A 25,265-nucleotide genomic window follows, 5' to 3' on the forward strand; every position below is an offset into this window, starting at 1 on the left:
GATCGGTGGCGGTCCGTTCCCCGCTCCCCCGTGGCCGCCGGCGGCGGCCATGTCCGACCGGGGGGCCATGTCAGACGCGGCGGCCATGTCAGACCCGGGGAGTCGCGGTGCTGTCGCGGACCACGAGATCGGTGGCGAGCTCCACCCGGCGGGCCTCGGTCCCCTCGCCCCGGCTCATGGCGAGGACCATGCGCGCGGCCAGCGAGGCCATTTCCTGGAGGGGCTGGCGGACCGTCGTCAGGGGCGGCCAGGCCGAGCTCGACAGGGGCAGGTCGTCGAAGCCCACGACGCTGAGGTCCTGCGGCACCCGCAGCCCCCGCTGCCGGGCGGCCTCGAACACCCCGAACGCCTGCATGTCGCTCCCGGCGAAGATCGCCGTGGGCGGGTTGGGCAGGGACAGCAGAGCGTGCCCGTGATCGTGCCCGGAGTTGACGAGGAAGTCTCCGTGCCGGATCAGCTCGGGGTCGATCGGCAGCCCCGCCGTCTCCAGGGCGGCGCGGTAGCCGTCGATCCGCGCCCGGCTGCACAGCATGTCGGCCGGCCCGCTGATCATGCCGATCCGCGTGTGCCCGAGGTCGAGCAGATGGCGGGTGGCGGCCAGGCCGCCGTGCCAGTTCGTCGCGCCCACCGACGCCACGCCGGGCGCGGGCTCCCCCTCCGGGTCCACCACGACGAACGGCAGGGAGCGGGCGCTGAGCTGGCCCTGCTGGCGCGCGGACACCCGCGAGCCCACGATGATCACACCGTCAGTGCGCCGGGCCGCTATGCGCTCCAGCCAGTCGCGGCCGGGCCCGGCGTGGGTGTGCAGCACCGATATGACGACGCTGGCCGCCGCCTCGTGGGCGGCCGACTCGGCGCCGCGCACGAGCTCCATGGCCCACGGACTCTCGATCTCGGCGAAGACCAGGTCGAGAAGGCCGACCGGGCCGTCTCCCTGGCCCGTCCTGCGCTGATATCCGTGTTTGTGCAGCAGGCGCTCGACCCGCTGCCGTGTCTCGGGGGCCACCTCGGGACGGCCGTTGATCACCTTGGACACCGTCGGAACGGAGACTCCCGCCTCCTCCGCGATTTGGGCGATGGTCACCCGCCTTTTCACTGGCATGGGCAGAGCGTATCCGAAAGTTTCGGGCGGCCGCTCCCCGGGTCTCGCCTGCTGAGCCGGAAGGCGCCGGAGATCTCCCTCCCCGCCGTCGGCGGGCGCCGGATGCCCCCTCAGGGGCGTTCCGGGCGGAAAACGTTCGGAGAGGCGCAGAAATTTTCCACTACGCCGCTCCGCGCACGGCGCGCCGGCGGCCGGGAAAGCCTCAGCGGGAGGTCTCAGCAGGAGGTCTCAGCGGGAGTTTTCCGGTGGCGGAGCGGGCCGGTTCACCTGGGTGCGGACCCGCCCGTGACGCGCGTGCGAGTCGCCCGGAATTCGCGGTCTCCAAGATTTTCCCGCGCTACAGTTAGCCGAGGCCACGCGTCTGTGACCTTCTAGTTCCGCCCTGCCTCGCCTACTGTCGAAGCGAGGGGACGGCGAAGCATTGGGAGCCCGCGTGCCTGACACCTGCGACGTCGCGATCATCGGTGGTGGAGTGATCGGTTGCGCGATCGCTCACCGGCTCGGTACGGAGGGCCGCAGTGTGGTCCTCGTCGAGGAGGGCGCACGGCTCGGTCTCGGCGCCTCCGACGCGGCGATGGGCGGCATCCTCACTCAGACGGAGCCCGCGTGCCTGGGGCCCCTCAGCAAGGTGATCAAGCGCAGCCGTGACATGTACCCCGGCTGGCTGGCCGAGCTGAGCGGCGTGTCCGGGCTGGAGGTGCCGCTGCTGGAGGGCGGCGACATCCAGGTCGCCCTCGACGACGCGGGCATGGAGCGTCTCGACACCGAGCTGCTGCCACGGTGGAAGAACTCGCCGTTCAAGGTGGAGCGCCTCGGCCCGGCGGAGGCCAGGGAGCTCGAACCACTGCTGAGCGAGGCCGTCGTCGGCGGCTTCCTGCTCCCCGACGAGCTGGCGCTCGACCCCCGCGAGCTGATGTCGGCGCTCGCGGCGACGCTCGGCCGGTCCGGCCGGGTCCGGGTGCTGACGGAGGCGCGGGCGACCGCCGTCACGTCGGGGCCCAGGGGTGCCCGCGTCTACCTCGCCTCGGGCGACCGGGTGTCCGCCGACACGGTGATCGTCGCGGCCGGCCACCTGAGCGGCACCCTTCTCCCCGCGCTGAGCGAGCACCTGTTCCCCATCAGGGGCGTGGCGTACGACGCCCGCCCGCCGGGGGTCACCGGCTACGCGCTGCGCCACCACGTCTTCGCGGAGTTCGAGGAGAACGGCGTCGAGTACTTCCCCTACCTCGTCCCGCGGCACGACGGCAGGGTGGCCGTCGGCGTCACCTACGAGGAGAACGTGGGCGACCCGACGGTGACCGAGCAGGCGCTGGCGGAGATCCGGCACGGCGTGGCCGCGATGATGCCGGAGGCCGCCGCCTGGCCGGTCGGCCGGACCTGGGCGGGGCTGCGCCCCGGAAGCCGGGATCACATGCCTCTCATCGGCCGCGTGGACGGGCACCGCGGCGTGATCGTCGCGACCGGCCACAGCGGGCTGGGCGTCACGCTCGCCCCGGTCACCGCCGAGCTCGTCTCCGCCCTGGTGGGCGGCCACATCGACGACGCGACGCGTGACCTGCTGGAGATCTGCCGCCCCGACCGCGACTTCTCACCGCGAGGGGCCGCCGAGGACGTCGCCGTGCCACGCTGAGGCGGCGGACGCGGTTCTCGGCGGGAGACGCGGTTCAGGCGGCGGGAGACGCGGTCGCCCACAGTTCGCTGAACCGCTCGGCCTTCTCCCGCACCTTCTCGGGCTCCCTCACCACGATCGTGCTGAGGATCGCCGGGGCGATCCCGTCTCCCCGCTGCGGCGCGGGGTTGGACTCGTAGTAGATGACGCCGTCGAAGAGGATGAAGTCGGACAGCGATCCGCGCAGCGTCGGAGGGGCGTCCGCGTAGGTGAGGACCCGCACCTCGATGCCGATCTCCTCCTGCCACTTCCAGACGCGCCGGAACGTCTCCGAGTCGAGCCGCTCGGAACGATCCACCAGGAAGATGCGCCGCACCCGCACCCCGCGCTGGACCAGGTCCCGCTGGAGCTTGACGTAGCGCTGTCCCAGGTCGGTCATCCAGAACCCGCCGTCGAACTCGGTGTCCCTGGCGTCCACGCTGCTCAGACTGATCGCGTCGAGGCCGATCCGGGTGCCCGCGGTGAGCGCGAGCAGCCAGTCGCGGTCCTCGCCCTCGTAGATCGCGTGGCCTCCGTCGCCCAGCTCCTTGAGGAACTTCGACATGCGGCCGATCTCATGGTGTACCAGGCTCTTGACCAGTTCGGGCACGTCCTCGCCGACCATCGTCGCGTTGCGCACGAACTGCGTCACCACGTCGGTCTGCAGCGCGGACGCCTCGATCAGCCCGAACAGCTTGCTCGCCTCGTTGATCTTCGAGAAGCCGTCGGCCACCAGCATGTGCGTGCTGCGGTGCTGGCGGCCCTGCTCCTGACGCAGGGTGTCCAACTGGTTGTCCACGTCGACGAGGAACTGCACGACGAAGATCACGCCGCTGACGAAGGTCGCGAGCAGCAGGCTCCACAGGTCCTGGTTCTCGCCGTGGATGAAGGCGTTCGACACCAGATAGCCGATGCCTCCGACGAGCACGGTGACGAAGACCTTGCGGACGATCCTCGGCACGAGCGTGGGGGAGGGCTCGTTGGTTCCGTCGTTCACTGACACCTCCGTCCGGTTTGGGCTGTGATGCTGAGAAGAGTCAGGGTGTTGAGCGCCACCTGGTCGCGCACGCGGTCCTCCAGCGTCCGCCACTGGCGGGTGAACCCGGGACGGCGGTCGAGGCTCTCCCAATAGGGCGCCAGGGACTCGCCGACGTGGGCCCCCGGCATCCACAGATGCAGCAGGTGGTCGACCGCGGGGGCCAGCTTGGCGGCGGCCTGGGCCCCCGGGGCGGAGCCGATGCCCGCCCGCTCGACGAGGACAAGCAGCGTGGTGAGCAGCCAGTCGTGCAGGGCCAGGTCCTCGCACAGGGCGGCCAGGGCGGGGGTGAAGGGCTCGGGGTGCGCGATCCGCACGGTCCTGACCTGGTCGCTGTGGAGCGTGAAGCGGATGGACGGCTCACCCACCTCGGTCACCCACCGCAGCCGGGTGCGCGGGATCCGGAAGGGGGCCCGCCGGTCGAGCAGCGGTGACGACTGGGCGAGATCGAGGAACCGGCCGCTGATCGCGCCAAGGTCGAGGCAGTCGGGGGGTGCGCCGTCCAGGAACCCCGCGGCCAGGTCGCCCGCCTTGGCCTTGCCCAGCACCTCGGCGACCCCGGGCCGGGACAGATAGTGCGACCAGGACAGGCGCCGGTCGACCGCGGCGCGTTCGACCCGGACGTACGACGATCCCTGGGCGACCCGGCCGCCCGTGATGGCGCAGCGGGACACGACGGTGCCGACGGCCCGCACCCGTGCCTGCGACGCCGAGGGGAGCCGGCAGTCGACACCGGTCAGCAGGTCGGGCGACAGGGCGTGGGCGATGGGCCGGCGCGAGACCCGCACGGTCTCACCCGCCATCAGCCCGAGGACCTGGCGGCACACCGGCTCCTGGATCTCGCCGGAATTCTGTAACAGCGCCGTGTGGACTTCCCCCATGACCAGCATCGGCTAGCCGAACACGTAGGTGACGCGGTCCACGATCTCGTCCTCCAGTGCGACGCCCTCGCCGTCGCTCCGCCTGCGCACCTGTTCCAGCACCTCCGCGTCCACCGCCACCTGGCTCAAGACGGTCCGTACGGCCAGCTCGACCGGGAGGAATCGGGGCGAGAGCACCGACAGCGTGGTGTACGCGCTGAACGGGGCCGCCTGGTCGTTGAGCTGCACGATCGGCGGCAGGTCGTCCCAGCGGGCGGGCCACGAGGCGCCCGCGGGCACCGGCCGCAGCGGCAGCTCGCCCTCGGTGCGGAGCATCCCCAGCCGCAGGAGCTGCCAGACCGCGGCCAGGAAGGGGCACGACCAGGTGCGCCGCCCCCCGTTCTCGTCCCACAGTTCGACGTCCACGAAGATCGAGTGGCCTCGCTTGGCGTTCTGCACGGGCGGGGCCCATCGCTGCGCCGGGCCCATCGCCTGGACGCTGCCGGGCCGGGGTGAGCGGCTCCCGTTGCAGAGCCAGCCCGTCTCCTTCACCGGCGGGCGCGACCCGGTGGTGCCCGGGGGCGGGTCGTCGACCAGGCGGCCTTCGACGAGCCGGGCCAGCTCCACCCCGTCGGCCTCGGCGCAGGAGGACTCCCTGGCCAGATAGTCGATCGACAGGTCGTGCTCGGCCGCCGCCTCCAGGACCATCGGGACCAGTTCGGCCGGGGTGCTGAACCGGCTGAAGTAGTCATCGATCAGGAAGCAGGTGCTGACCCTGGCCCGGCCTCCGGGGATCCGCCGCTGCCAGCCGGACCGTACCGCCGCGGCCCAGGGCGCCACCCGGCCGAACTGCTCCCGCAGCCGCTCCGGGCCGGCCTCGAAGTCTTCCATGTAGAGGTGCCCGAGTTCGATGGACACGTGGGAGAGCGGCGCGGAGGCGATGCGGCGTTCCGCCGCCAGCTCGCCGAACGCCGCGTTGACGGACGTCACAGACCCTCCCACGCGCTGTCGTCGACGATCTTCTTGGCCAGCTCGTCGAACGCCGCGGCGGTCTCCGCGTTGGCGATCTTGCTGGCCAGCACGTCCTCGTCGGAGATGAGCTGCTCGCGCCATTGCAGCACGGGGTCGAGCGGGACCTTGCCGAGCATCGCCGTACGGCCGACGCCGTGCCGCCCGGCGAGCTCGCGGAGCTCGGCGTCGCAGGCGCTCAGCCAGGCCCGCTGCTCGTCGCGGAGCCCGACCAGCTCGGCGGCGTCGGGTTCGAGCACGGCCGTGCGGACGAACCGGATGCGGTCGCGCAGCTCCTCGGGGTCGTGGCCGAACCTCGCCCCCGCGTCGAGCAGGCCGTCCGCGCCGGTGACGAGGCCGTCCGCCGCGATGATGTGCTGGCGGGTCCAGCGGTGGAAGACCAGCCAGCGGAACGGGATCGACGGCAGCCGCACGCTGGCCTGGAGCACCATCTCGGCCGTGAACGACCGGCCCGCGCTCACGTCGACCATGCACAGGTCGAACTCCTCCTCCAGCCGGCCGAAGAGCTGCACGCACCGGCGGACCATCTCGTCGTCCACGGCCGACAGCTCGCCGCCGCCCTCGCTGCCGGGCAGCAGCACCAGCCGTCCCGCGCCGGGCGGCTTGGTGCGCAGGCCCTCGCGGTCGGACTCGGTCCACACGTCCACCCGGTGGGGCTCGGCGCAGCCGCCGCGCAGGTATTCGTGCAGGCCGCCGTTCCTGGTGCCCCGGGCGACCGAGCTGACGCTGAAGATGGCCCCGGCCGTGGGGGAGCCGAAGTCGAAGTCGAGGTAGCAGACGTCGTTGCCCTGGAGGGCGTGGCGGTAGCCGATGTTCGTGCTCGTGACCGAACGCCCGGTGCCGCCCTTGTCGGAGATCGCGAAGATCAGCATTCAGGCCTCCGAGGCGCTGTCGCGAGCCGCCGCGAGGCGTTCGAGGTCGAGCAGGGCGTCGTTGACGAGTGCCTGCGCGGTGGCCGGTCGCTCACTGACGATCGTCCTGGCCCGTTGCAGCGTCGCCTGGATGCTGCGCAGCTTCGGCTGGATGGTCTGACCGGTGATCAGCGGCCGGGTGACCATCTCCTGGTCCAGCAGGTGCTCGGCCTCGCTCAGCATCTGGTAGGCCAGCTCGACGAGCTGCGGGCTGCGCAGCGGGGCCTCGCCGCTGGCCTGGGCGGCCGAGACGAGGAACTCCACGACCCGCTCGGTGAAATACCAGGAGGGCTCGTCGTGGGTCACCTCGACGTCGCCGAACACGTTGCCCGGCTGGTCCCACAGCCCGGCCGCCGGCCCGTTCGTGCAGCGCCGCGCGGCGATGTGCCGCCAGATCTGGTCGGCCAGGTTGATCAGCCGCTCTCTGGTCCGGGTGTTCTGCGCGATCGACGCGGCCCAGATCGTCCGTTTCAGCAGCGTGATGGCGAAGTCGGAGACGAGCCACACCAGGTTGGGGCCGAGCTCGTCGGAGCCCAGGAGGCTCACCGCCACGCCGGGGGAGTGCATGACCACCGGCGGGTCTCCCGCCACGGCCCTGCGGGTGATCCTCGCCCGTACGGCGAGTTCCTCCAGCACGCCGGCGACGCGGCCGAGGTCGACGTCGGACGCCCGGTTGTTCACGAGGCTCTGCACCACCATGGCGGTGACGACGAGGCTGTAGTAGTCCGACTCCTTCTCGTCGGTGGTCTTCCAGGGAATGTCCTCCAGCGGCCAGGTGCCCCGCCCGTAGGTCGCGATGGTCCGCCAGTAGAGCTGGGTGAGGTCCCAGCGGCGCTGGATCGCCTGAGCGAGGGTGAGCTGGGCGTCGTTGAGCAGGCCGAGGACACGGGTGCGCTCGGAGAACAGGTCGGCGATGCCGACGAGGGCGTTGACGGTGAAGTAGAGGAACGGGGTGTCCCTGGCCACGCCCTTGGGCTGCGATCCGATCTCCAGCGGTGTGACGATGCTCGGGGCGTCCTTCACGATGCCCCACGTCCACCCGCACTCGAACAGCAGGTTCTCGTTGTCGAGGTCGACCTGGCTGCCCGAGCCGATGGTCAGGTCGCGCAGTCCGGCCCGCACCGGGCGCAGCTCGCGCCGCAGGTCGTCGAGGACGCGGCGGTCCGGGGCACCGCTCTGGTTCACCGTGCGCAGCAGGGTGCGGCCCTGCGAGGAGGACGGATCGAAGGCGTTGACGGTGAAGCTCCGCAGCAGGCCCACCATGGCGGCCGACAGGCGGGCACTGGCCAGCTCCTCAAGCTCGCTGATCTCCCGGCGGATGGCCTCCCGCCTGACGCTCTGCCGGAAGACCTTGAGGAATCCCAGTGTGCCCAGGGCGAGCGTGACCGACATCGAGAAGGAGTCGACCACGTCGAGCTGGAGCTGCTCGGGGCTGACCTTCGCGTCGTCGTCGGCGGCCTTGAAGTAGGTGCCGCCGGAGAAGATGGGACGCCCGTCCTCGGCGCGGTACGTGCGCAGGTATTCGCCGATTACCTTTAGCAGCAGCTTGGGGATCTCCACGGCGTCGCCCATCCCGGACAGGGCGGCGAGCACGTCGTCGGCCGTCTCGTTCGGGGTGTCGAGGCGGAAGCCCGGCAACTCGGACGCCGGGTACATCAGGCAGAGCAACTGCTCGGCGTCGGCGATCGAGTTCGGGCCGTTCCGGCCGCCCCAGACCCAGTCGCCCCTCTGGTACGAGCTGCGGGCCGTGGCCGCCCAGACCTCCAGAAGCTGCTGACGGGGCTGAAGTTTCATGAAGACCTCTCCGCGCCGTGACTGTCCCAGTTGGCCGGGCGGTGCGGGCCCGGCGATCTCCGTGACCCCACACCGCATTTTCTTTTACCGGTTAGGTGGAGACAACCACCCAGACCCTTATACCATTAGAAATCAGCTCCGTCGCCTGGACCATGTCGGATACCCCCGCTGCCTGGTTTTTCGTGATAGGAGAGTAGCTTCCGCGAATACCGGATCCTTGAGAGATGCTAAATGTCCCATACAGTCGCGTTGAGGGATATATCGGACTTTCCTCTTGTTAAGGGAAACTCCGGAAATGGGGCGGGGCTGAGTGGTGGGACGGTGCTGGTCACCGGTACGGGTGTGGACATGTCGTTGTTCGAGCCTCTCGAACGGCGGGGGTTCGTGCCACGGCGGCCCGACCGTCAGCGTCTCTCCGAGGACGAGCTGATCCGGGAACTCAAGGACGTCGTCGCGTACATCCACGGTGGTGAGGAGCGGGCCACCGAGCGCGTGCTGAGCAGTGCGAGGCGGACCCTGAAGGTCGTCGCTTTCCTCGGGGTCGGCTACGAGAACTTCGTGGACGCGCCGGCCGCGGCCGCCCTCGGCATCGCCGTGACCAACACCGCGGGCGCCGCCACCGACTCGGTGGCCACGTTCACCATAGGCCAGATCATCAACGCCAACTGGCGTATCACGCAGTACCTGGGGAACCGCTATCCGGACTGGACGAACCCGCTGGAGCTACCGCACGAGCTCGGCGCACGGAAGATCGGCATCGTCGGGCTGGGGGCGATCGGCACCCGGATCGCCGGGATCCTGCGGACCGCGTTCGGCGCGGACGTCGCCTACTTCAGCCGCACCAGGAAGCCCGAGACGGAGGCGGCGCTGGGAGTCACCTTCCGGCCCCTCCACGAGCTCGCCGAACGCAGCGACATCCTCGTCGTCATGGTCCCCGAGACGGAGAAGACCCGGCACATGATCGACGCCGGGGTGCTGGCCCGGGTGCGGCCCGGGACGCTGCTCGTGAACACCGCCCGCCCGGCGATCGTGGAGCCCACGGCCCTGCACGCCAGCATGATGCGGGGCGATGTCGCCCTCGCCGTTTTCGACGGTTTCTACGCCCGCGACTCGGCGATCGCGGGTGATCTGCTCGACGATTTCGGCGACCGGCTCCTGGTAACCGGGCATATCGCCTCGCATACCCGGGAGGCGATGGACCGGATGATGCGCCAGGCGGTCAGATCCGTGGAAAACGTGCTGACCGGCGGAAACGACGATCACCTCGTCGGCGACCGGCTGTGACATCGCGCGAAAGCGATTCCGATACCGGCGAATTCCAGATACCGCGAACACGCTTGGCGCCGCGGCGAGAGGGGAACCGATTATTGGAGTAACCCCCTCCGCCCCCCGGGAGTGATGCGTGGCAGCACACCATCCGACCCCCGTTCCGCCGTCCACGGCGACAGCCACGGGAGCCGGCGCGCTCGTCGCCGCACTCGTCCGGCACGGGGTCGACACGATCTTCGGCATCCCGGGCACGCACAACCTCGCCATCTATGAGGAACTCGACCGGGCGGGTGTCCGGTGCGTGACTCCCCGCCACGAGCAGGGCGCGGGCTACGCGGCCGACGGGTACGCGCGCGCCACCGGCCGGCCGGGTGTCGTGGTCACCACGACCGGGCCCGGCGTGGTCAACGCGGCCACCGCGCTCGCCCAGGCGTACTCAGACTCCTCGCCGATCCTGCTCGTCTCGCCGGGCGTGCCGACCCGGCATCCCCGGCAGGGCCGCGGCTACCTGCACGAGAGCAGGGACCAGTCGCGGGCACTCGACGCGCTGTGCGAATGGAGCCACCGCGTCAGCTCGGTCAGGGAGGTCCCGGCCGCCGTCGCGCGGGCCTTCGCCCGGTTCGCCGAGGGACGGCCCCGGCCGGTCCACATCGAGATCCCCGAGGACCTGCTCGACGAGTCCGAGAGCGGCGTCAAGATCGTCTCGCCGTCGCGGATCATGCCCCGCATCCCCGACCCCGCCGCGCTCGACCAGGCCGCTCGGCTGCTGCGGGGGGCCGTGCGGCCCGGGTTCGTGCTCGGCGGCGGCGCCCAGGCGCCGGGTGACGGGGAGCCGGCTGTGGGCGGGACGGCGATGCTCCTCGCCGAGCGGGTGGGCGCCCGGGTGGTCACCACCGTGAACGGCAAGGGGGCGGTGCCGGAGAGCCATCCCCTCGTGCTGGGCGCCACGCTCCACCTCGCGGCGGTGCGGCGCTGGCTCGCGGACTGCGACGTGGTGCTCGCCGTCGGCACCGAGCTGGGCCCGGCCGAGCTGTGGCAGGATCCGTACTCCCTCGGGGGGACCCTCATCCGGGTGGACGTGGATCCCGGGCAGATGTACGGCGACCACGTGGCCGACGTGGCGATCGTCGCGGACGCCGGGCTCGCCCTGTCCGGACTGGCCGAGCGCGTGGCAGCGCCGAGGAGCGTGCCGGGGAGCGCTCCGGCGAGCGTGCCGGCACAGCGGTCGCGGGTCCATCCGGCCACGGCCTGGCATGAGCCGTCGCCGGGGCCCGACTACGAAGCCGAGCTCAGGGAGCTCACCCGCAGGTGGACCGGTTACCTTGAGGCCATCCGGCGGGCGCTGCCGGAGGACACGATCGTCGTGGGCGACAACTCGATGGTGGTCTACCACGGGGCCCTGGTGGCGATGCCGATGGATCCGCCGGGCCGCTTCCTGTTCCCCTCCGGGTACGGGACTCTCGGGTTCGCCCTCCCCGCCGGGATCGGCGCGAAGATCGGCTGCCCGGGCCGCCCGGTGGCCGTGCTCGCCGGCGACGGCGCATTCCAGTTCAGCCTGCAGGAGCTGGCCGCGGCCGTCGAGCTCGGCCTCAGCCTGCCGATCGTGGTCTGCGTGAACGGCGGCTACGGCCAGATCCGCGACGAGATGCGCGACCGCGGCATGCGTCCCGTCGCCGTCGACCTCCACGGGCCTGATCTGCCCGCGCTGGCCGTCTCGTACGGCGCCCTGGGGCGGGAGGTCAAGACGCCGGGGGAGCTGGAGGAGACCCTGGCGGAGGCCCTGCTCGTACCGCTCCCCACGGTGATCGTCATGACGGAGAACGAGTGATCAGGCATCCGCGGGGCATTCCGCGGCCGGCAGCCGGACCACGAACCGCGCTCCACAGGCGCTGTCCTCGATGGCGAGCGTCCCCCCGTGGCTCTCGGCGATCTGCCGGGCGATCGACAGGCCGAGGCCGGTGCCTCCGGCGTCCTTGCTGCGGGCCGCGTCGAGCCGGGTGAACCGCTGGAAGACCAGCTCCCTCTTGTCGGGCGGGATCCCGGTGCCGTCGTCCTGCACCTCCATGATCCCGTTCCCGTTCTCGCGGTAGACGCTGACCTTCAGCATCGAGACCGCGTGGCGCTCGCCGTTGTCCACGAGGTTGGTGAGCAGCCGGGCGAGGCTCAGCCGGTCGCCGATCACGTGCACCCCGTAGGTCAGGTCCCGCACCACCTCGACCTTCCGCTGGCGCCGGTCCAGCTCGTTGGCGGCCAGGTCGGCCAGGTCGGTGCGCTCCAGCCGGGGCGCCGCCCCCGCGTCGAGCCTGGCGAGCTGGAGAAGGTCGGTGACCAGGGCCTGCAACCGGTCGACGCTCTGCAGGAGGGACTCTCCCATCGCGGGCCAGTCGGTCTCGTCCGCGTTCATGAGCGCGTCCTCGATCTCCACGCGCATCGCCGTGAGCGGGCTGCGCAGGTCGTGGGACGCGTCGGAGGCGAAACGGCGCTGCTGTTCGACCGCCCGCTCTGCGCGGTTGAGCGTCTGGTTCGCGGTCTCGGCCAGCCGGCGGATCTCGTCCGCGAACTTCGGCAGCGGCACACGCTGGCTCAGGTCGGTCGCGGTGATCACGGCCAGCTTGTCGGTGATCGCGTCCACCGGCGCCAGGGCCTTGCGCACGGTCAGGTACGTCCCGAACCCGGTGAGCGCGATCAGCAGCAGCGACGAGGCGATGACGGCGGTGACCAGGGAGTCGTTGACGTGCCATGGCACCTCGTCGTCGGCCGCGTACACGGTCCACAGCCCGTCGGGCTGCTGGAAGCGGAACGCTGCGATGATCACGCACTTGCCGGGGAACGCCGGAGACTGGCAGAGGGTCCGGCTCGCCTGCGGGGTCACCACGTCGGGGCGGAAGGCGGCCATGCGGGGTTTGCCCACCAGGTTCACGCTCCGTGAGACGATCCGGCCCCGCGGGTCGATGACCTGCACGCCGCCGATGTTCTCGTCGAGCATGACCGGCGCGATCCGATCGCGTTTGACCTGGTAGGCGATGCGCACGGCGGTGGCGACCACCTCATCGGTCTTGTACGTCTGCGCGGTGCCCCGCACCACGGACAGCACGAAGACCACGGCGAAGGCGCACAGCAACGCCATCACCGCGCTCGCGATGACCGTAAGTCGTATCCTGACCGGCCATCCGCGCCACAAGCTCACCTGATTCCCCCCGGCGATCAGACGATCACACTAAGTCAACCTTCGACCAATCGTGGGAGATTCATGCTCAAAACTGGACAAAACTATGGCCAGCGCAATGCGCTCTCGAGGGCGCGGCCCTAGTGCGACGTGAATCGCCCGCCGTGGTGGGCCCCCGCGAGGGCCGGCGGACGTCTGGTAAGACGCGCTACCAGATTAACGCCTCGCCCGGCCTGAGCACGTCAGGGACCCGACCGGCCCCGCGACAGCACGTGGGACGTCAGCGCGGCCAGCAGGCGGGCCCGCCCCGGCATCTCCGCCACGACCACGTGCTCACCGGCCGCGTGCGCGCCGCCGCCCACCGCGCCCAGGCCGTCGAGGGTGGGGCAGCCGGCCCCCGCGGTGAAGTTGCCATCGGAGCCGCCGCCGACCGCCACGCCGCACAGGGGTCCGAGGCCGAGGCGCTCCGCGAGTGTGACCGCGAGATCGAACAGGCCGGCCGAGGCGGCCGGGTCGAGCGGTGGCCGGTTCGGGCCGCCGGTCAGCTCCAGACGGGTGCCGGCCGTCCGCGGGGTCAGCCCGCGCATCAGCTCGTCCACGTGCGCCTGCGCGGCGGCGTCGGGCACCCGGACGTCGATCGCCACCCGGCCGACGGCCGGGACGGTGTTTCCGCTGGTACCGGCCGACAGCATGGTCGGTGTCACCGACGTCAGCCCCGACTTCGAGGACGAGTCGATCCGCGCCGCGATGTCCGCGATGGCGAGCACCTGGTGCGCCAGCTCGACGCCCGCGTTCACGCCCAGCTCGGGCTCCAGCCCGGCGTGAGCGGCCCGGCCGTGCACCGTGAGCTCGTACCGGGAGACGCCCTTGCGCGCCGTCTTGAGCGCCCCGCCGTCCGCGCTGGCCTCCAGCACGAACGCGGCGGCGCAGCGCGTGGCCGTCTCCTCGATCAGCGGCCGCGACGTCGGCGAACCCAGCTCCTCGTCGCCGACGACGAGGACGTGCACCCCATCCGGCGAGGGGAGGGTGGCGACCGCATGGAACAACTGGACGAGTCCGGCCTTCATGTCGAAGACGCCCGGCCCTCGCGCCACCCCGTCCTCGACCGACCAGGGGTGGTCGCGTAGCGTGCCGACGGGCCAGACCGTGTCGTGGTGGCCGAGCAGCAGGACCCTTGGCGGGCCGAACGACCAGCGCAGATGGGTGACCCCGTCCACCACGATCGTCTCCGGTGGCGTCCCCATCACCCGGCGGCCCTGCTCGGCCACGACGGCGGCGCTGCGAGCCACGGCGTCGTGGTCGGCGGAGTAGGACTCGCAGAGCACCAGCTCCTCGAGATCGGCCAGCATGGCGTCCAGGCGCGGCGCGCGGTCCGCCCCTGCGGGGGCGCGCGGGTTGTCGACGTTGTCCACGGGCACGTCGGCTGTCCTTCCTGACCACGGAGCCTCCGATGGGGACGTTACCCTCCCGGAGGCGTGGCTCCCAGGCTGTAGTGTGCCCAGGTGGCTTTGATCTCCAACACGCTCGCCCAGGTCGTCGAGCGGATGGAAACGCTCTACGACCCGTCCTGGGCGGAGCCGTGGGACGCCGTCGGGCTCGTCTGCGGCGACCCCGGACAGCCCGTACGGAAGGTGCTGTTCGCGGTCGATCCCGTCGCGGCGGTCGTCGACGAGGCGCTCGACTGGGGCGCCGACCTCGTGATCACCCATCATCCCCTCTATCTGCGGGGCACGACGAGCGTCGCGGCGACCACGGCCAAGGGCCGGGTCGTCCACCGGCTGATCAGCGGCGGAGTGGCCCTGTACGCGGCGCACACGAACGCCGACGTGGCCGACCCGGGAGTCTCGGACGCGCTCGCCCGCGCCGTCGGCGTGACGGGCCCGCTGCGGCCGCTCCAGCCCTCCGCCGGCGAGCCGCGGCGCGGCCTGGGACGGATCGGCGACCTCGCCGCCCCGATGTCGCTGCGGGCGTTCGCGAACCTCGCCGCCGCCGGGCTTCCCCGTACGGCGGGGCCGCTCCGCGTCGCAGGGGACCCCGAGCGGCCGGTGCGCACGGTCGCCGTGTGCGGGGGCGCGGGCGACTCCCTGCTCGGCGCGGCCCGCGCGGCGGGCGTGGACGTGTACTTGACCGCCGATCTGCGGCACCACCCGGCCGGCGAGCACATGGAGGAGGACGGGCCTGCGCTCGTCGACGCCTCACACTGGGCCACGGAATGGCCCTGGCTCCCCGACGCCGCCCGGCGTCTGACGACGGCGGCGGCCGCCGCTGGCATTACTGTTGAGGCGCGCGTCTCGGCCGCCGTCACCGACGCCTGGACGGCGACGACATCGACTTGGACCCCCGAGCATCTTGAGGGATTGGGATGAAGGCCGCACCCGAAGCACAGAAGCGACTGCTCGACCTGGCGGAGCTCGACACCGGTCTCGATCGTCTGGGACACCGGCGTCGCACGCTGCCCGACCTCGCCGAGGTCGACGAGCAGTCGAGGAGGCTCGCCCAGCTCGCGACCCAGGTGATCGCCGCCGAGACGGAGGCGACCGACCTGGCCCGCGACCAGGCCAAGGCGGAGTCGGACGTGGACGCCGTACGCACCCGGGTCGACCGGGACACCAAGCGGCTCGACTCCGGGCAGGTCTCCTCGCCCAAGGATTTGGCCAGCCTGCAGTCCGAGATCGTCTCGCTCCGGCGGCGGCAGTCGGACCTCGAGGAGGTGGTCCTCGAGATCATGGAACGCCGTGAGGCGGCCGACGCCCGGGTGGGGACGCTCAAATCCGAGCGCGACAAGGTGACCGCGACCCTGCGGGGCGCGGAGGACCGCCGGGACACCGCGTTCGCGGAGATCGACAAGGAGCGGGGGGAGCTGCAGGGCAGGCGCTCATCCGTGTCCGCCGAGATCCCCGCCGACCTGCTGGGCCTCTACGAGAAGCTGCGCGAGCAGTCGGGCGTCGGGGCCGCGATGCTGCACGGAGGCCGCTGCCTCGGCTGCCGTACCAGCCTGTCGATCGCCGAGCTCAACCGCATCCGGGCCGTCGCCGCCGATGAGGTGGTGCGCTGTGAGGAGTGCCGCCGGATCCTGGTCCGCACCGCGGAGTCCGGCCTGTGACGGCCACGCCCGGCGGACGTTTCGTAATCGAGGCGGACGGAGGCTCCCGGGGCAATCCCGGGCCCGCCGGGTACGGCGCGGTGGTCAAGGACACCGATGACCGGGTGCTGGCCGAGGCCGCCGAGTCGATCGGGACCGCGACCAACAACGTCGCCGAGTATCGCGGGCTGATCGCGGGACTGCGGGCCCTGCTCACCGTCGCAGGTGAGGGCGCGCAGGTCGAGGTACGGATGGACTCCAAGCTGGTCATCGAGCAGATGGCCGGCCGGTGGAAGGTCAAGCACGAGGGCCTGCGCCCGCTCGCGGTCGAGGCGGCGGCCCTGGCCCGGCGTTTCCAGGTCACCTGGCGGTGGATCCCGCGCGAGCGGAACGCGCACGCCGACCGCCTGGCCAACGAGGCCATGGACGCCGCCGCGAGGGGAGAGACCTGGCAGGCCGCCGGAGTGTCCTCCGAGGTGGCCGCCGTCCCCGGCACGGCACCGGACGGAGCTGAGGTCGCCGCCTCGTCCGAGCCGCCCAACACCGACGCGGCGGAGAGCGCGTCCGGCCGGCGGGGCGGCGGCTGGATGCCCCGGGCCGCCCACACCGCCACGTCCCTGCTGCTGCTCCGGCACGGGGAGACCCCGCTGTCGGTCGACAAGCGGTTCTCCGGCCTCGGCGATCCGTCGCTGACGTCGGCCGGGCTGGCACAGGCCGAGGCCGCCGCGGCCCGGCTGACGGGCAAGCCGTACGACATCGAGGTGATCGTGAGCTCGCCGTTGACGCGAGCCAGGCAGACGGCGGAGGCCGTCGCGGCGAGCACCGGGGTGCCCGTGCTTGTGGAGGAGGACCTGCGGGAGACGGACTTCGGAGCGTGGGAGGGTCACACGTTCGCCGAGATCCAGCGGCGCTGGCCCGACGAGCTCGCCGCCTGGCTGGCGGACCCGGGCGTGGCCCCGCCCGGCGGGGAGAGCTTCGCCGACACCGAGCGCCGGGTGGAGCGGGCCAGGGACCGCCTGCTGCGGGCCCACGAGGGGCGCAGCGTGGTGGTGGTGTCACACGTCACGCCGATCAAGCTGCTCGTCCGGCTCGCGCTGGGGGCACCCGTCCAGTCCCTCTACCGCATGCACCTCGACCTCGCCTGCCTGTCCGCCGTCGACTACTACGCGGACGGTCCGGCCGTGCTGCGCCTGCTGAACGACACCTCTCATCTGGCTTGATCGGGATGCCGGCCGGAGCCGGTAGAGTTGTAAACGGTGGACGAGCCGGCCGGGCGGCCGCGTCAGGGCCTTGTGGCCCTGCCGAGGAAGGTCCGGGCTCCACAGGGCAGGGTGGTCGGTAACGCCGACCCGGGGTGACCCGCGGGACAGTGCCACAGAGAGCAGACCGCCCCCCTTCCCGGGGGGTAAGGGTGAAAGGGTGGTGTAAGAGACCACCAGCGCCCACGGTGACGTGGGCGGCTCGGTAAACCCCACCCGGAGCAAGGTCAAGAAGGGACGCTCCCTGGAGCGTCCCGCGCGCGACGTTCGAGGGCTGCCCGCCCGAGCCGCGCGGGTAGACCGCTTGAGGCCGCCGGCAACGGCGGTCCTAGATGGATGGCCGCCGATCAGCCCACAGGCTGATCACAGAACCCGGCCTACAGGCCGACTCGTCCACCTTCCGCCCCCGTGAGCTGGGCCGACTCCCAGACCTGCCCGGGGGAGCGCGGAACGGAACGCCTGATCGAGCGCCATACGAGCCCGCTCGGAGGCTTCAGGCACGAGATGCCCGTAGAGATCAACCGTCGGTGTCGGGCAGCAGACCGGCCGCCTTGATCGCGGCCTTCCAGAGCCGCACCCGATCAGGGATGCGTGCCCTCCGGGGTGGGTCGGCGGCAGACGAGAGATCAGGTCAAAGTGCGGAGCCGGACAATGTAGCCAATGAACCGAAGCTGCTTGTCCGGATGCTCAGCCTGACCATCTGCCTGATCGACGGTCGTAACCACTCCTGTACCCGGAACCGGATACATCACCGATGACTCTCCGTCGGGCCTGTGGGAAAATCGGCAATGAACGGCGACGAACGACTCGACGAGAGCAGTGGTCTGAAATCCGTCTCGGTCGGAGAAGTCATGGTGTTCCTGCCTCGCGTCGAGTTTGACCGAGCGCTGTTCGCCGAGAATCTCCGTCAGCCGTTCGGAGTCGGCGCTCTGCAACTCCCACGACACAGTAGACCCGACCCTGAACGGCTTACCGCAGCACTGCATCTGCCAGTCATCGACCCATACGACCATCTCCACTCTCCGATTTCAGCGCATACTATGCTGACCTGGCAAGAGCACGTGCACCTGAACCAGTGCAGAGCCAGTCGCCCGGCTTTCTGCGTGACGAACTGCGTGACAACGACGACGGACAACCCTGGACGCCGGTAGAGAGCGTGTAACCGGTTCGAAGACCCGTTGCCCTTGCCTGATAAGCAAGCGTGTCACGGCAGCGCGGGCCAGAATTGCAGGCGGTACGTCTCAAGTCCTTCGGGAGGCTGCTCGTCCGAGTAGCGCGCACCGGGACCAGGGCGGACATTCGCACGCACGAGCCAGTTCCGAGCTTGTTCGCGGAGGTCAATGAGTTTGCCGGAGGAATTACCGAAGGGTCCGACCATATGCAGCTTGCCGGAACTTGAATACAGCTCTACCGTCTCACCTCTGGCCCACAAGACGTCATCGGCCGGCGGTTCCCCATCCCAGAGTTCCAGCGTGACCTCAATTCTGTGCCATTCATCCGCCTCACTGGTGATGATGCCGACGTTCGCCGTGGCGATGAACCAGTTGGTCACGTTCGCGCGGTCCGAGAGTTCCCAGAGGTCCTCGGCCCATTCCGGTACTCCCTTCGCTCCATCGAGGTCCATGACCATAGCCTGTCGATACTCGACTGTGATCACGTCCGTGAGGCTGTCAACCAGGTGGGACATCGCTGTCCTTAACACGAGAGGGGCAGGTTAGGCGCGAAAAGCGGAAGCCGGATTTGCGGGCATTACGAGTTCGAATCATCCCGAGGGCTTGACCACGGTTGGGAGTCGCGATGTGGGAGTGGTGGTCTGGCGGCCGGTTCGGTAGCGGCCGGGGGTCGTTCCGATGATGTTGGTGAACGCCACGATGAAACTGCTCGGGTTGGCCCATCCGCAGGCGTAGGCGGTCTGGGTGGTGTCGTGGCCCTCGGCGAGGAGCACGAGTGCGTGGTAGACGCGTAGCTGCGTGCGCCATTCGTAGAAGGTCATCCCGAGTTCGTTGCGGAACAGCCGGCTGAGAGTGCGGGTGCCGGCTCCGATCCTCTTCCCGAGTTCGGCCAGTGAGGCGTTGTCCGCCGGGTTCTCATACAGCATCCGGGCGATTCCCTGCAGTCGGTCGTCCCGTGGCTCCGGCAGGTGAAGTGGCTGCTCGTGTGCTTCGCGTAGTTCGTCGACGAGGACGCGAAGGAGGCGATAGCGCGCGGCGCGGCTGTAGCCAGTGGCGGCGTCGTCGTAGTTGCGGGGGCCGGTCAGAGCGAGCAGGACCTCGCGGGCGAGGCCGGAGGTCAGGAACACGGCGGGTTGGTCCGGCAACAGCCGGGCGAGGGAGGGCGCGAGAAAGACGATCCGCATGTCGGTGTCGCCGTGGGCGCGGTGGTAGTGCGTGAACCCGGCGGGGGCCCAGGCGACCCGGTTGGCGGGAACGACCGACGTGCCGCGCTCGGTGTGAACCGCCAGGACGCCACCGGCCGCGTACACCAGGTGTCCCCGTGCGTGTGACTGCACCTCGCTTGTCTCACCGGATGGCCAGAGGTGGCGCCCGCCGGACGGCCAGATATGCGACGTCACACCGGCGTTCAGGCGAGATTGGCGGCGAACAGGCATCGGTTGGCATCGTATCGGTAGGCCGCCACACCGTGATCCGGTGACACTTCATCCATGCGGAGTGGTCTTCGGCCGTGCGGAGCGCCCGGCCGAACCACAGGTCATCGAGGAGAGACGCATGGCGACGTTCGTGCTCGTGCCCGGCGGTTGGAAGGGCTCCTGGTCGTTCGAGGCGGTGGTTCCGCTGCTTGAGCGTGCCGGTCATGCCGTGCACGCCCTGACGCTGACCGGTCTGCGGCCGGACGACGACACCGCGACGGTCGCGACCGCCAACCTCGACACGCACGCCGACGACGTACTGCGGCTCCTGGATCGCGCCCACATCACCGGCGCGACGCTGGTCGGCCACAGCTACGGCGGGATGGTGATCGCCGCCGCCGCCGATCGCGCCGGCGGCCGGATCTCCCGACTGGTGCATCTCGACGCCTACGTGCCGCGTGATGGCGAGTCGTGCTGGTCGTCGACGAACGACCGTTTCCGGGAGGTGTTCGCCGCCGGCGCTGCGACCACCGGCTACGCCGTCCGGCCGCCGGGCGGCGGCGATCCCCGCCGCCGCCCCCATCCCCTCGCCTCGTTCGTGCAGGCGATCCGGCTCACCGGCGCGCTCGCCCAGGTCCCCCGCCGGGAGTTCGTCTACTGCTCGGGCTGGGAAGACCGGACGCCGTTCGCCGGCCTCCGCACCCGGCTCCAAGCCGATCCCGAGTGGCGGGTCCACGACCTTCCAACCGGCCACGATGCGATGCACGAGGCCCCGGAGGCGGTCGCCGCACTCCTGCTCGGCGAATGCGTCGCGGACGAATCGTTGGACATATGCGGTGATGAGCGCAAAAGCAAGACGTGAAGGATATGGCGCACCACGTCAGCACATTGACGGGCGGACTTTTCGGGTGCGCTGAAGGTTATGGCAAAGGCCGTCGATCACCGTCTGTGTCGGAGGTTGCGGGGGAAATCAAGGCAATACAGTGATGATCTGCACAGATGGTGACACCGGCTGCGAACGGTGCCACCGCGGCCGCCGGCCTCAAGCCCTAGCCATGCTCCGAGTTCGGCACTCGCGGCCGGGCTCGTCCGGCGGCGACGGCCGTTTCCGCCGGTGAGCTCGGCTGGTGCGGCCCGTCCGGCGTCGGCGCGGCGCCGCCCTGCGCGACGTCGCCGTGCCGGGAGGAGCGCGCCAGAAGCAGTGCCCGGGCGACGAGCTGCCTGACCAGCGCCAGCGCCGGAGGCGTCATCAGATAGAGGGCCACGGCGAGCCCGTACAGCAGGTAGACGTACTGTTCGGCGGACAGACGCTGAGGGTGGACGAACGGATACCACAGCGCACTGAACTCCGGCGTGTAGAAGCACAGGGGATCGTAGAAGTAGGGGCTGTTCGTCCAGCACGCCTTGCTGGCGGGGCCGTCGCCGAAGACGGCCCCGTTCAGGCCGACCCATAGGGAGAGCCCGAGCGCCAGCAACGTGAGCGCGTTCGCCCGGATCGACGTGTCCGGCCGGTGCAGCCGGACCGCGAGCGCCAGGGACGCCGGGATCGAGGCGAACAGCAGATAGCGCGGTCCCCAGAAGATCTGCCCGCTCCACGACCAGTAGTGGGAGTAGAGGAGCACCAGCCCGGCGACGAACGCGATCCACAGGCCGTAAAGCCCCACCAGGTCGACAGTGGTGCGCTCGGAAAGGGCCCGCAAATGGCGTCGTACGGGCAGGAACAGACTCGGCGCGAAGAACAGCAGTCCCTTGCCGAACGACAAGATCAACGACAGGAGGCCGAAGAAGATCGGATAGCTGAATCCGGGCAGGCCGGAGTACGGCATGACCGTCCGGGGGCCCTGGTTGTCGCCATATCCGATGTTGAGGGGACTGCCCCTGCGTATCCAGTTCTCCAGCAGGATGACCGCCACGGCGGCCAGAGGAGCCCAGGCCAGGCGCAGGCGTCGCGTGTCCCAGACGCGCCGGGCGGTCAGCAGCGCCATGGCGACCAGGGTCGCCGGAGCGTTCGCGACGCCGAGCACGATCGGGGTCCATCCGCGACGCCGGACGACGAGGAGGACTGTGCCGACGCCGACCAGCATGGCGGAGAACACCTCGCCGTAATAGAAGAGCAGGTGGTTCGCGAACATCGAGGCGAAGGTCAGCAGCAGCAGGAAACAGCGCAGCAGCCGGCGTGGCAGGTGATCGCGCAGCAGGCGGTAGAAGACGAGCAGGCCGATCGCGAAAAGCAGCGCGTTGTACCGCTCGCACCACCATTCGGGTGTGCGGTAGAGCTTTCCCAGCAGCCAGAGTGGCGCCGAGAACAACGGGCCGATCAGCGAATACTTGTCCTGGCTCACCTCGCCCGACATCATCAGCTGCCAGAGCTGTACGTATCGGTAACCGCCGTCACCCCACAGGAGTGAGTGCGGCAACAGGACGATGATGCCGGCGAGCCCTCCGATGATCAGGGCGAACTCGGCCAGCGCGATCACTTTGGAGTCGCCGTCGTCCACGTGGCCGGAATCGTTTATGGCATTCGGCACGTTCCGTTCCCTTCATCCCCTCGGCGACGGACCGCAGTACGTACGGTCGCCGACGTGATCGAGGATGAGTGACCGGAGGGGTCTTCATGGGGAGCGGCGGGCAAAGTGTCGTTCAGGGTTTAGCTCGCCGCCATTTGGGCCCAATGCCGTAAATCGCGCTAGCCGGACTGTCGTCTGAACCCGTGTATTCATGTTCCGGGAGAAAGGCGCAGGCGGTAAGCGGCGTGCGCCGTCCTCATTCGCGCGGTCACGCGATCACCTTGGTCAGGAAGGCGCGCAGGTTGGCCCGGGTGCGGGCGGCCTTCTCCTCCGGGGTGAGGGACTCGTCGACCACCTGGCCCCCTGCGGCCTGCTTCTTTCCTCGTGCGTAGAGCGAGCAGGCCAGGTCGATACACAGGTAGTGTCCCACCGAGTTGCCCTGACGGCCGTTCTCGCCCGTGCGGCGGGCGGTCATCAGTGCGACACCCCCGCTCGTGTGGGTGGTGAGGCACAGTGAGCACATGCTGCGCGAGGTGAAGCCCCGCGACGCGCCGGACGTCACCCGCAGCGCGATGCCGACCAGTGGGCCGTCGTGTTCGGCGATCAGGTAGGCGCGCTCCGGTGCGCCCGGATCTCGCCATCCCAGGAAGTCGAGGTCTTCCCACGGAAGGTCGGCGAGGTCTCTGGGAAGGTTGACCCGCTTGGCCTCTCCCCGGGAGCAGTTGACGAACGATGTGCGGATGTCGTGTTCGGTGACCGGTCTCATGACCAGGGAGGTTAGCTCTCCCTAGAGGTACTAGGCAAACGATTAAAGCCTGTAAGCATGCGGGAAGGACGGCGGATGGTACGTGCGGGAGTGACCGTCGAACGCCTGGTCGAGGCGGCGGCGACTCTGGCCGATGAGATCGGGTTTCACAACGTGACCGTCTCGGCGCTCGCGCGCGTGTTCGGCGTCAGGCCGGCGGCCCTCTACGCGCACATCAGGGACGCGGAGGAGTTGCGGCTCAGGGTGGCGGCGCTGGCCCTGACGGAGCTCGCCGACAGGGCGGCCGCCGCCCTGGCCGGGCGTGCGGGCAAGGAGGCGCTGGTGGCCTTCGCGAGCGTCTACCGCGACTACGCGAAGGAGCATCCGGGGAGGTACGCCGCAATGCAGGTCGAGATCGACCCGCGGAGCCCGGCGGGACTGGCGGCGATCCGGCACGCGGAGCTGACCCGGGCCATCCTGCGTGGATACGAGCTTCCCGAGCCCGCCCAGACGGACGCGGTGCGGATGCTGCACAGCACCTTCCACGGGTACGTGAGCCTGGAACGGGCGGGCGGCTTCCGTCATCACCCGCGGGCGGTGGACGCCTCGTGGTCAAGAACCCTCGACGTCCTCGACGCCGCCCTCAAGAACTGGCCGCCGGCGTGACGGCCGCGACGGAGCACGCCCCGCGCCTCATCGTGGCGGCCTGCTCTCACCCGCTGCGACCATCCTCTGTATCGCTTGCCGAGTCACTCCCAGCTCGCGGGCGAGGTCGGCTTGGTCAATGTCAACCCCCCATTGTCGCCGCTTTCCCCGGCGGGCTCGGCGAGATGGGGCAGGCCATGGTCCGGCTGCCGCCGGCCTGTCCGTCCGCGGGCGCGGCCGCGACCGCGGACGGACCGCCGGTCAGGCCAGGTCGACGGTGACCTCGTGGTGGACGACCCGATCGTCCCAGCGGGTCAGGGCGAGGCGCGCGCCTTCCTCGACGACGGCCCGCTCCGGGTCCTCGCCGGCGAACGCCCGGATGGCGTCCATGCCGGTGAAGTAGGTGATCGAGGTGAACATCACCTCGTCACCGTCCGGCCGCCGGAGCAGGCGCGCGCCGGCGAATCCGGGCACATGCCGCAGGTGCTCGGCCACCTCCGATTCGTAATGACGCCGGTAGTCGTCGGCCTTCGCCGCCTCCGCCCATCCTCGCCACACTCGCGCGATCAACGCAGCCGCACCTCTTCCTCCCATTCGGCCAGAATCCGGGCCTCTTTGTCTGGATCCATCCCGCTGCGGGCCTGCCGGTTGCCGAAGCTGCGGCGTTCCTCGGGCACGCCCTTGAGCCAGTCCCACGTGTCGCGGACCGTCTCCGCGAGCGGGCGACAGGTGAGGCCGGCCGCGACCGCCCGGGCCGACGAGGTGGCCCACAGCGTCCGCCCGGTGGCGGCCGTCGTCCAGAGCGGCAGCTCGGTCCACTCCTCGGCGCCGCGCTCGACCAGGAAGGAGTCGTCCACCCAGACGAGCTCGGCCCCGGACCCGGTGGCGGCGACGCACTCCTCCAGCAGGCTCCCGAACGTGGCCCGGCCCGGCACGCCTCCGGTCAGGAAGCGGCCGCCCGCGCCCCGCGCCACCTGGTCGAGCGTGAACGCCGCGATGTCGCGGGCGTCGATGAGCTGGATCGGCAGGTCAGGGTCGCCCGGGGCGAGGACCCGGCCGCCACGTGCGATCCGGGTGAGCCACCAGGGCAACCGGCCGACGTTCTCGTGCGGCCCCAGGATCAGGCCCGGCTGCACGACCAGCGCCGTCCCCTCGAAGTGCTGCTCGACCGCGCGCTCGCAGCCCGCCTTGAGCACGCCGTAGTCGCCGAAACCGGCGTCGCCGTCGGGCGGGCACGGCCACAGCGGTGAGCTCTCGTCGACGCCCGCCGTGCCCGGCCAGCCGGCGATGGCCGAGACGCTGGAGATGAAGGTGTAGTGCGGGCTGTGCCCGGACAGCGCCCGTACCGACTCCAGGACGATCGACGGGGTGAAGCCGCAGACGTCGACGACGGCGTCCCACCGCCTGCCGTCCGCCAGCCGCGCCAGGTCCGCGGCGGCCTCCCGGTCGCCGCGCACGGCCTCCACACCCGGTACGTCGGCCCCGCTCACCCCCCGGTTGAACGTCGTGACCTCGTGGCCCCGGCGCAGGGCCTCTTCCGCGATGGCCCGGCCGAGGAACACGGATCCACCGATGATGAGCAACTTCATGACGCCATCCTGGCGGGGCGTTCCGCCCTGCCAACG

Annotated in this window: 23 protein-coding genes and 1 other RNA gene; 9 read left to right on the top strand and 15 right to left on the bottom strand. The window is 70.5% G+C overall.

Annotated elements, in window-relative coordinates; all coding sequences use genetic code 11:
* Positions 1-88: 88 nt before the first annotated feature.
* Positions 89-1,102 (bottom strand): LacI family DNA-binding transcriptional regulator, encoded by a 1,014-nt coding sequence (locus JOL79_RS24860; RefSeq protein ID WP_210158293.1) that lies wholly within the window; start codon positions 1,100-1,102, stop codon positions 89-91.
* A gap of 433 nt (positions 1,103-1,535) precedes the next feature.
* Here JOL79_RS24860 and JOL79_RS24865 point away from each other — a divergent pair, with 433 nt between their 5' ends.
* Positions 1,536-2,732: an NAD(P)/FAD-dependent oxidoreductase gene (locus JOL79_RS24865; protein WP_210158294.1), complete on the top strand. Its 1,197-nt coding sequence runs from the start codon at positions 1,536-1,538 to the stop codon at positions 2,730-2,732.
* A gap of 34 nt (positions 2,733-2,766) precedes the next feature.
* Here JOL79_RS24865 and JOL79_RS24870 read toward each other — a convergent pair whose 3' ends face one another.
* Genes JOL79_RS24870 through JOL79_RS24890 form a run of 5 tightly spaced genes read right to left on the bottom strand, consistent with a single transcriptional unit; the run spans position 2,767 to position 8,380 of the window.
* Positions 2,767-3,747, bottom strand: a complete 981-nt coding sequence (locus JOL79_RS24870; protein WP_210158295.1) for a hypothetical protein — start codon at positions 3,745-3,747, stop codon at positions 2,767-2,769.
* Positions 3,744-4,667 (bottom strand): SCO2521 family protein, encoded by a 924-nt coding sequence (locus JOL79_RS24875; protein ID WP_210158296.1) that lies wholly within the window; start codon positions 4,665-4,667, stop codon positions 3,744-3,746. Before JOL79_RS24875 ends, JOL79_RS24870 begins: the two co-directional genes overlap by 4 nt.
* A gap of 12 nt (positions 4,668-4,679) precedes the next feature.
* Positions 4,680-5,636, bottom strand: a complete 957-nt coding sequence (locus tag JOL79_RS24880; RefSeq protein WP_210158297.1) for an SCO2522 family protein — start codon at positions 5,634-5,636, stop codon at positions 4,680-4,682.
* The gene (locus JOL79_RS24885; protein WP_210158298.1) at positions 5,633-6,547 is read right to left on the bottom strand and encodes an SCO2523 family variant P-loop protein; all 915 of its coding nucleotides are present in this window, start codon (positions 6,545-6,547) and stop codon (positions 5,633-5,635) included. Before JOL79_RS24885 ends, JOL79_RS24880 begins: the two co-directional genes overlap by 4 nt.
* On the bottom strand, positions 6,548-8,380 hold the full coding sequence (locus tag JOL79_RS24890) for an SCO2524 family protein (protein WP_210158299.1): 1,833 nt from the start codon (positions 8,378-8,380) through the stop codon (positions 6,548-6,550).
* A gap of 321 nt (positions 8,381-8,701) precedes the next feature.
* On the opposite strand from JOL79_RS24890, the gene JOL79_RS24895 reads away from it, so the two are divergent.
* Together JOL79_RS24895 and JOL79_RS35595 are read left to right on the top strand one after the other, a co-directional pair.
* Positions 8,702-9,664, top strand: a complete 963-nt coding sequence (locus JOL79_RS24895; protein ID WP_210158300.1) for a 2-hydroxyacid dehydrogenase — start codon at positions 8,702-8,704, stop codon at positions 9,662-9,664.
* Positions 9,665-9,782: 118 nt separating this feature from the next.
* Positions 9,783-11,477: a thiamine pyrophosphate-binding protein gene (locus tag JOL79_RS35595; RefSeq protein WP_210158301.1), complete on the top strand. Its 1,695-nt coding sequence runs from the start codon at positions 9,783-9,785 to the stop codon at positions 11,475-11,477.
* Here JOL79_RS35595 and JOL79_RS24905 read toward each other — a convergent pair whose 3' ends face one another.
* Positions 11,478-12,776, bottom strand: coding sequence for a sensor histidine kinase (locus tag JOL79_RS24905; RefSeq protein ID WP_230985428.1), 1,299 nt, complete (start codon positions 12,774-12,776; stop codon positions 11,478-11,480). It lies immediately after the preceding gene.
* Positions 12,777-13,057: 281 nt separating this feature from the next.
* Entirely contained in the window at positions 13,058-14,233 is a 1,176-nt protein-coding gene (locus JOL79_RS24910; RefSeq protein WP_307848707.1) for a M20/M25/M40 family metallo-hydrolase, read from the bottom strand.
* Between the two features lie 84 nt (positions 14,234-14,317).
* Between JOL79_RS24910 and JOL79_RS24915 the strand changes: the two genes are divergently transcribed.
* From JOL79_RS24915 to rnpB, 4 genes are all read left to right on the top strand, one after another.
* Positions 14,318-15,181, top strand: coding sequence for a Nif3-like dinuclear metal center hexameric protein (locus tag JOL79_RS24915; RefSeq protein WP_210158303.1), 864 nt, complete (start codon positions 14,318-14,320; stop codon positions 15,179-15,181).
* The gene (locus JOL79_RS24920; RefSeq protein ID WP_210158304.1) at positions 15,178-15,918 is read left to right on the top strand and encodes a zinc ribbon domain-containing protein; all 741 of its coding nucleotides are present in this window, start codon (positions 15,178-15,180) and stop codon (positions 15,916-15,918) included. Before JOL79_RS24915 ends, JOL79_RS24920 begins: the two co-directional genes overlap by 4 nt.
* Entirely contained in the window at positions 15,915-17,117 is a 1,203-nt protein-coding gene (locus JOL79_RS24925; RefSeq protein WP_210158305.1) for a bifunctional RNase H/acid phosphatase, read from the top strand. The genes JOL79_RS24920 and JOL79_RS24925 overlap by 4 nt, the downstream gene beginning before the upstream one ends.
* Positions 17,118-17,158: 41 nt before the next feature.
* An RNA gene (rnpB, locus tag JOL79_RS24930) (RNase P RNA component class A) lies at positions 17,159-17,552 on the top strand.
* A 230-nt stretch (positions 17,553-17,782) separates the two neighbouring features.
* Here rnpB and JOL79_RS24935 read toward each other — a convergent pair.
* The 3 genes from JOL79_RS24935 to JOL79_RS35600 form a co-directional block, all read right to left on the bottom strand.
* Positions 17,783-18,169 carry a DUF6578 domain-containing protein gene (locus JOL79_RS24935; RefSeq protein WP_307848714.1) on the bottom strand — a complete coding sequence of 129 codons (387 nt, stop codon included), beginning with the start codon at positions 18,167-18,169 and terminating at the stop codon, positions 17,783-17,785.
* Between the two features lie 191 nt (positions 18,170-18,360).
* Entirely contained in the window at positions 18,361-18,813 is a 453-nt protein-coding gene (locus JOL79_RS24940) for a hypothetical protein (RefSeq protein WP_210158307.1), read from the bottom strand.
* A 105-nt stretch (positions 18,814-18,918) separates the two neighbouring features.
* A complete protein-coding gene (locus JOL79_RS35600) occupies positions 18,919-19,665 on the bottom strand; it encodes an AraC family transcriptional regulator (RefSeq protein WP_210158308.1) in 747 nt (248 codons plus the stop codon).
* Between the two features lie 217 nt (positions 19,666-19,882).
* On the opposite strand from JOL79_RS35600, the gene JOL79_RS24950 reads away from it, so the two are divergent.
* On the top strand, positions 19,883-20,605 hold the full coding sequence (locus JOL79_RS24950; RefSeq protein WP_210158309.1) for an alpha/beta fold hydrolase: 723 nt from the start codon (positions 19,883-19,885) through the stop codon (positions 20,603-20,605).
* Between the two features lie 187 nt (positions 20,606-20,792).
* Here the strand turns inward: JOL79_RS24950 and JOL79_RS24955 are convergent, their stop codons facing one another.
* Together JOL79_RS24955 and JOL79_RS24960 are read right to left on the bottom strand one after the other, a co-directional pair.
* Positions 20,793-22,271 carry a hypothetical protein gene (locus tag JOL79_RS24955; RefSeq protein WP_210158310.1) on the bottom strand — a complete coding sequence of 493 codons (1,479 nt, stop codon included), beginning with the start codon at positions 22,269-22,271 and terminating at the stop codon, positions 20,793-20,795.
* Positions 22,272-22,518: 247 nt separating this feature from the next.
* Complete coding sequence (locus JOL79_RS24960) at positions 22,519-23,016, bottom strand: FBP domain-containing protein (protein WP_210158311.1); 498 nt, start codon at positions 23,014-23,016, stop codon at positions 22,519-22,521.
* 75 nt (positions 23,017-23,091) lie between these two features.
* On the opposite strand from JOL79_RS24960, the gene JOL79_RS24965 reads away from it, so the two are divergent.
* Positions 23,092-23,661: a TetR/AcrR family transcriptional regulator gene (locus JOL79_RS24965; protein ID WP_210158312.1), complete on the top strand. Its 570-nt coding sequence runs from the start codon at positions 23,092-23,094 to the stop codon at positions 23,659-23,661.
* Positions 23,662-23,901: 240 nt separating this feature from the next.
* On the opposite strand, the gene JOL79_RS24970 is transcribed toward JOL79_RS24965, so the two are convergent.
* Both JOL79_RS24970 and JOL79_RS24975 read right to left on the bottom strand, forming a co-directional pair.
* Complete coding sequence (locus tag JOL79_RS24970; RefSeq protein ID WP_210158313.1) at positions 23,902-24,210, bottom strand: antibiotic biosynthesis monooxygenase family protein; 309 nt, start codon at positions 24,208-24,210, stop codon at positions 23,902-23,904.
* Positions 24,207-25,229, bottom strand: a complete 1,023-nt coding sequence (locus tag JOL79_RS24975) for an NAD-dependent epimerase/dehydratase family protein (protein ID WP_210158314.1) — start codon at positions 25,227-25,229, stop codon at positions 24,207-24,209. Before JOL79_RS24975 ends, JOL79_RS24970 begins: the two co-directional genes overlap by 4 nt.
* Between the last annotated feature and the right edge of the window lie 36 nt (positions 25,230-25,265).

The sequence above is a fragment of the Microbispora oryzae genome, from assembly GCF_017896165.1.
GTDB classification, from domain to species: domain Bacteria; phylum Actinomycetota; class Actinomycetes; order Streptosporangiales; family Streptosporangiaceae; genus Microbispora; species Microbispora oryzae.

Coding starts and splice junctions, on each gene's coding strand:
- JOL79_RS24860 (WP_210158293.1), bottom strand. CDS start 1,102: ATGCCAGTGAAAAGGCGGGTGACCATCGCCCAAATCGCGGAGGAGGCG.
- JOL79_RS24875 (WP_210158296.1), bottom strand. CDS start 4,667: ATGGGGGAAGTCCACACGGCGCTGTTACAGAATTCCGGCGAGATCCAG.
- JOL79_RS24885 (WP_210158298.1), bottom strand. CDS start 6,547: ATGCTGATCTTCGCGATCTCCGACAAGGGCGGCACCGGGCGTTCGGTC.
- JOL79_RS24890 (WP_210158299.1), bottom strand. CDS start 8,380: ATGAAACTTCAGCCCCGTCAGCAGCTTCTGGAGGTCTGGGCGGCCACG.
- JOL79_RS24905 (WP_230985428.1), bottom strand. CDS start 12,776: ATGGCGTTGCTGTGCGCCTTCGCCGTGGTCTTCGTGCTGTCCGTGGTG.
- JOL79_RS24920 (WP_210158304.1), top strand. CDS start 15,178: ATGAAGGCCGCACCCGAAGCACAGAAGCGACTGCTCGACCTGGCGGAG.
- JOL79_RS24935 (WP_307848714.1), bottom strand. CDS start 18,169: ATGGTCGTATGGGTCGATGACTGGCAGATGCAGTGCTGCGGTAAGCCG.
- JOL79_RS24950 (WP_210158309.1), top strand. CDS start 19,883: ATGGCGACGTTCGTGCTCGTGCCCGGCGGTTGGAAGGGCTCCTGGTCG.
- JOL79_RS24960 (WP_210158311.1), bottom strand. CDS start 23,016: ATGAGACCGGTCACCGAACACGACATCCGCACATCGTTCGTCAACTGC.
- JOL79_RS24965 (WP_210158312.1), top strand. CDS start 23,092: ATGGTACGTGCGGGAGTGACCGTCGAACGCCTGGTCGAGGCGGCGGCG.
- JOL79_RS24975 (WP_210158314.1), bottom strand. CDS start 25,229: ATGAAGTTGCTCATCATCGGTGGATCCGTGTTCCTCGGCCGGGCCATC.